7 protein-coding genes are annotated in these 4911 nt (G+C 57.4%); 6 read left to right on the forward strand and 1 reads right to left on the reverse strand.

The window, feature by feature from the left end; all coding sequences use genetic code 11:
- From gluQRS to Q0239_RS06130, 3 genes are all read left to right on the forward strand, one after another.
- A partial coding sequence (gene gluQRS, locus Q0239_RS06120; RefSeq protein ID WP_298599919.1) for a tRNA glutamyl-Q(34) synthetase GluQRS occupies positions 1–769 on the forward strand: 769 nt, incomplete at its 5' end.
- A 55-nt stretch (positions 770–824) separates the two neighbouring features.
- Positions 825–1055, forward strand: a complete 231-nt coding sequence (locus Q0239_RS06125; protein WP_298599922.1) for an HIG1 domain-containing protein — start codon at positions 825–827, stop codon at positions 1053–1055.
- A 10-nt stretch (positions 1056–1065) separates the two neighbouring features.
- Positions 1066–1647 carry a cob(I)yrinic acid a,c-diamide adenosyltransferase gene (locus Q0239_RS06130; protein ID WP_298599938.1) on the forward strand — a complete coding sequence of 194 codons (582 nt, stop codon included), beginning with the start codon at positions 1066–1068 and terminating at the stop codon, positions 1645–1647.
- A gap of 3 nt (positions 1648–1650) precedes the next feature.
- Here Q0239_RS06130 and Q0239_RS06135 read toward each other — a convergent pair whose 3' ends face one another.
- Entirely contained in the window at positions 1651–2520 is an 870-nt protein-coding gene (locus Q0239_RS06135) for a hypothetical protein (RefSeq protein WP_298599925.1), read from the reverse strand.
- A 259-nt stretch (positions 2521–2779) separates the two neighbouring features.
- Between Q0239_RS06135 and Q0239_RS06140 the strand changes: the two genes are divergently transcribed.
- The 3 genes from Q0239_RS06140 to Q0239_RS06150 all read left to right on the forward strand — a co-directional run.
- Positions 2780–3439, forward strand: a complete 660-nt coding sequence (locus Q0239_RS06140) for an energy transducer TonB (RefSeq protein WP_298599928.1) — start codon at positions 2780–2782, stop codon at positions 3437–3439.
- A 78-nt stretch (positions 3440–3517) separates the two neighbouring features.
- Positions 3518–4285, forward strand: a complete 768-nt coding sequence (locus Q0239_RS06145; protein WP_115547581.1) for a MotA/TolQ/ExbB proton channel family protein — start codon at positions 3518–3520, stop codon at positions 4283–4285.
- A gap of 99 nt (positions 4286–4384) precedes the next feature.
- Positions 4385–4911, forward strand: a 527-nt coding sequence (locus tag Q0239_RS06150; protein WP_298599935.1) for a biopolymer transporter ExbD, incomplete at its 3' end; no start/stop codon positions are given.

Genomic DNA, 4911 nt, shown 5'->3' on the forward strand with positions numbered 1-4911 from the left:
GCATGATTTTGCCCGCGCCTTTGGAGGGAAATTCCTGCTGCGCATCGAAGATATCGACGGCACCCGCAGCAGGCAGGAATATATAGATGCCATCGTCGAGGATATGGAATGGCTGGGGCTGAAGCATGATGGGGAGGTGGTTTTCCAGTCGCACCGCATAGCCCGTTATAAAGCTGCTCTGGATCGCTTGAATGATGTGGGTCTGGTCTATCGCTGCTGGTGCACGCGCAGCGAAATTGCCGAAGCGCTGAAGGACAAGCCCGTGCGCCACGGGCCTGACGGGCCGGTCTATCCGGGCACCTGCAAGGGGCGCAACGAAGGGGTGGGTGATTTTTACTGGCGACTGGATATGCAAACTGCGACCGAAATAGCCGGCTCACTAAACTGGACCGATCTGGCAGCCGGAAAGCAATTGGCTGATCCCATGTTGTTCGGAGACGTTGTGCTTTGGCGCAAGGATGCACCCGCCAGCTATCATCTGGCGGCAACGATTGACGATGCGGCGGATGGAATCAGCCATGTCGTGCGCGGAATGGATCTGTTTGCCTACACCGCTATCCACCGGCTGCTGCAAGTGCTGCTGGGCTTGCCCGAGCCATCCTATTGGCATCACCCGCTGCTGCTCGACGCGGACGGTAGCAAATTGGCCAAGTCAAGACTGTCTCAGCCGCTGTCGGAATTACGGGCCAAGGGGATATCCGGTATCGAACTGGTAGAACAATTGCGGCAAGGGAAGCTTCCGCTTGGAATCGGCGTTTCGAGAGCCTAGAGGGCGGACAAGCGATGCAGCTATAGGGCTGTGTCACGCATTTAAGGAAGTTTCCATGGGCGTTTTGCTGATTATTGCCTTGCTTGCCGTGATGGGCATGGTGGTGTTCGCGGTTGTCCGCGGGCTGCACGCTTTTGCCACGATGGACCATAATGATGTCGACGAAAATGGCGTTCCGCGTGGGCTCGCCCGCCAGAACGAGATGATGTTTGCCCGCGTCAAATGGCAGGCGATCGCGGTTGCCCTGGTTGCCATCATTGTGATCGGTGGCGCCTTCGCCAAGTGATGCGGCCCATATGGTCAAGCTGAACAAGATTTATACCCGCACCGGGGATGACGGCTCAACCGGGTTGGTCGATGGCTCGCGTCGGTCAAAGGCAGATGCCCGAATGCATGCCATCGGTGAGGTTGACGAAGCGAATAGTACACTCGGGATCGCGATTGGAGCCCTGGAGCGAGACGGTGGCGACGCCGAGCTGGTCGCCGGATTGCGACGAATTCAGAACGATCTGTTCGATCTGGGGGCCGACATAGCAACCCCGGGTGAGGATTTCACACCCGGCGAGATGAGCTTGCGGATTGTGCAGTCGCAGGTCGATTGGCTGGAAGCGGCTATCGACACTGCCAATGAGCAGCTCGAACCGCTCACTAGCTTCATCCTGCCAGGCGGCAGCGCTGCGGCGGCAGCGATGCATCTGGCCCGTGCCGTCACCCGCCGCGCCGAGCGCGCGCTTGTTGCAGCCGCATCGGGCGAGCCCATTAATCCGCTGGCGTCGACCTATCTGAACCGTCTTTCAGACTATCTGTTCGTGCTCTGCCGCTTAATCAACAGGGATCGTGGCGGTGATATTTTATGGGTACCCGGCGCTTCGCGCTGAACTCTATCTGGCTGCAGCCAAGGTTCGTGTGCGACCACATGGGCCCAAGGACTCCATAACAAATCGATAGTCTGCCTGCGCCGATGCGATATCTTTCGCTTCACCGCTTTCGACCAGCCTTGCATCCAGTGTGCGCGGCAGGCCGCAGGCGAGGCGATACCATAATAAAGTGTCTTTTGCAGGTGCGATCGCCGATTCATCAATCACATCGCCGGTCGAAACTGCCCAGCGCTTGCTCTGGCCCGGCCGGCTCAAAATCGAAACCGAAATTGGCTGGCCGCTCGCCGTGCGCAGGAATATCTGCGTTTCACCTTCACCGAGAACCGTGCCCTGGCTGTGGAATGCGCCCGATACTCCGGTTATCGCCTCCGGCGCGTCAATTTGCACTGCTTCTTTTGTGATCGCGCGCAGCGTGCCATCATTCGCAGGGCTCCATTCGACCAAGGCGTCGGGCTTCGACAGCTTTATAGTGCCCGGCGAACCACTGACTTTGCTTCCCAACAGGAAGTAGCGGCGTTTCTGCAGTTTCGGTATCTTGCCTTTGTTGTTCTTTGGAACATCGAGCAGGAAGCGTGCTTTTGCCGCGAAACCATCGATTCCGCGGATCAGCGAAGTGACATCTGCATCAACCAATACCCGCTGTATATTTGCGGGGACACCGATGGTCTGTGTATCGGGCAGCGACGTAACCTTGCGTATCTGCGCGTCAAGAATCAGCGGTGAGATCGTTACCAGATCGGCTATGTCCGCATAGGCAGCACCCTGTGCAGGTACAGCAAATGTCGATTGCACCTGCGTTTGGGAGTGGACTGCCGGTGTCGCCAGCAACAGACCAAGGCTCACCGCTAATTTTATGGTAAATCCTGTCTTCACCTTGGAAATCCTGTGCAAATTGAGGGGGTGTAGGGAATATTTGCATTCCTATTCATGCTAATCGATTGGGGCAAGGCCGATGAATTGCCGATGAATCGCAGAATCCGGATTGCCTGTGCTTTTGGCCCTCGCTAAGACGATGGCGGAATCAGCCGATTAAAAAGATTTCAATAGCGCTGACCAGTTGGGTGGCTTCTAGTTTTGTGACGCTTGCCGAGCGGTCCGCGCGTTTTGGGGAAAGTAGGAGAGTAGTTTCCGCATGGCATATGCTGATCAAGATGGAATGAGTTCGAGCCGCCTGGTCTCGATCATCATCGTCGCGCTCCTTCACGCTTTCCTTGGCTATGCGTTGGTTACCGGTCTTGCTTATGAGGCGGTACAACAGGTCAAGGCAAAGCTGAACGTTGTCGACGTGAAGGAAGAAGAACCACCTGAAGAGGAACCACCGCCAGAGCCGGAAAAGCAGATCGAGCCGCCCGTCGTCTCGCCGCCGCCGCTCGTGACAACGGTTACGCCTCCTCCGACCGTACGGACTGTGGATACTCCTCCACCGGCCGCGCCGATCGTGCCGACCGCAGCCCCGCCTGCGCCTGCCGCGCCGCCGCCGCCGCCGCCGGTTGCCAAGCGTCCCAACCCGATTCCGAAAGGCAATCCGGGCAACTGGGCTAATACCAACGACTATCCGTCGCGCGCCCTCCAGCAGGAGCGTGAAGGCACCACAGGCTTCCGCGTGACGGTTGGCCCTGATGGTCGTGTGCAATCTTGCTCTGTCACTGCATCGAGCGGCCATGCCGACCTTGACGACGCGACGTGCAAGAATATCCAGCGTCGTGGTCGTTTTGAACCGGCTCTGGACAGCAATGGTAACCCCACGACGGGTTCGTGGTCGAGCCGCGTGCGCTGGCAGATACCGAAGTAATTTCAGGCCCGGCGAAGGGGAGCACTAACGCCGGGCATTTTCATGACCTTAGATTTTTGAATTTGAGAGGAAGTACCAATGTCGATTGCAATTCTCACTGCAGCTGCTGCGAATGAAGCCGCTGCCGCACAAAAATTCGGCCTCATCCCCGCACTGAATGAAGGCGGCCCGATCAGCTGGGCTATCTTCAGCGTGATGGTGATCATGTCCGTTTTCTCTTTCTACATCATGTTCACCAAGCTGATCGAGCAGCAGAAGGTTCTGAACCAGGCTAAGCAGGTGAAAGCCGGTTTCTGGCGTGCAAACAGCCTTGAAGAAGGCGCTGCAAAGCTCGACAAGAACAGCGCGTTCCGTCAGCTCGTAGACGATGGCATCTCGGCTCAGAAGCAGCACGGCCTGCTGACCGACCCCGTAGAAGCTCATGATTGGCTGCACGGCGCGATGTCGCGTTCGGAAGAATCGATCAACAACAAGCTTTCGGGTGGCCTTGCGTTCCTCGCAACCGTGGGCGCTACCGCTCCGTTCGTGGGTCTGCTTGGTACCGTTATCGGCATCTACTCGGCGCTGATCAAGATCGGTATCGCTGGTCAGGCCGACATCGGCAAGATCGCTGGTCCGGTTGGTGAAGCGCTGATCATGACCGCCATCGGTTTGTTCGTTGCGGTTCCTGCGGTGCTTGCCTACAACTGGCTCCAGGCTCGTAACAAGACCATCGCACGTAGCCTTGCGTCTTTCTCGAACGACGTGCTCGGTTACATCACTTCGGGCGGCAAGGTTAAGCCCGCGGTTTCGGCTGCTCCGGCTGCCAAGCCTGCTGCTGCTCCCGCCGCTGCTGTCAAGAAGTAAGAATGGGTTCGGGCCGCCCTATGCGGCGGCCCTACATCCTGTTCGAATGCGCAAGCCTGGAATATGGCTTTTGCGCAAGCAGTCAGAGAGGAATAGCAAATGGCAATAAGTAGTGGAGGCGGCGGCGAAGACACGCCAATGTCAGACATCAATACGACGCCGCTTGTGGACGTCATGCTGGTGCTTCTGATCGTCTTCCTGATCGCCATTCCTGTGGCCATCCAGACGGTCAAAATGGAACTGCCGGTTGTTCAGTTTGAACCGACAAAGGCAAAGCGTGAAAATGTTCTGCTTTCGGTTACGACAACGGATGCCAACGGCAATGAGCCTGGTTCCGATGCCTATCAGGGGGCCACTCCTGGAGGCGAATGCCGTATTTACTGGAACGTCACTCCGGTGGATTCGACCGAATTGGTTGATCGTGCGGCGAAGCATCTGAAGCGTGAATTTGACGCATTGGGTGGTGAAGAAGCAGCAAAGGCCGGGGCGATTACCCCCGATATGCTGCCCGAGGCCCATATTCGCGGTGACGTGAATACGCCTTACCGCTGCATTGGTGGTGCGATTTATTCGATGCAGATGGCAGGCTTTGCCCGTGTCGGCTTCATTTCGTCGCCTTTCCCGCC

This window comes from uncultured Sphingorhabdus sp. (assembly GCF_937872355.1).
Lineage (GTDB): Bacteria > Pseudomonadota > Alphaproteobacteria > Sphingomonadales > Sphingomonadaceae > Sphingorhabdus_B.

Coding starts and splice junctions, on each gene's coding strand:
- Q0239_RS06130 (WP_298599938.1), top strand. CDS start 1,066: ATGGTCAAGCTGAACAAGATTTATACCCGCACCGGGGATGACGGCTCA.
- Q0239_RS06140 (WP_298599928.1), top strand. CDS start 2,780: ATGGCATATGCTGATCAAGATGGAATGAGTTCGAGCCGCCTGGTCTCG.
- Q0239_RS06145 (WP_115547581.1), top strand. CDS start 3,518: ATGTCGATTGCAATTCTCACTGCAGCTGCTGCGAATGAAGCCGCTGCC.
- Q0239_RS06125 (WP_298599922.1), top strand. CDS start 825: ATGGGCGTTTTGCTGATTATTGCCTTGCTTGCCGTGATGGGCATGGTG.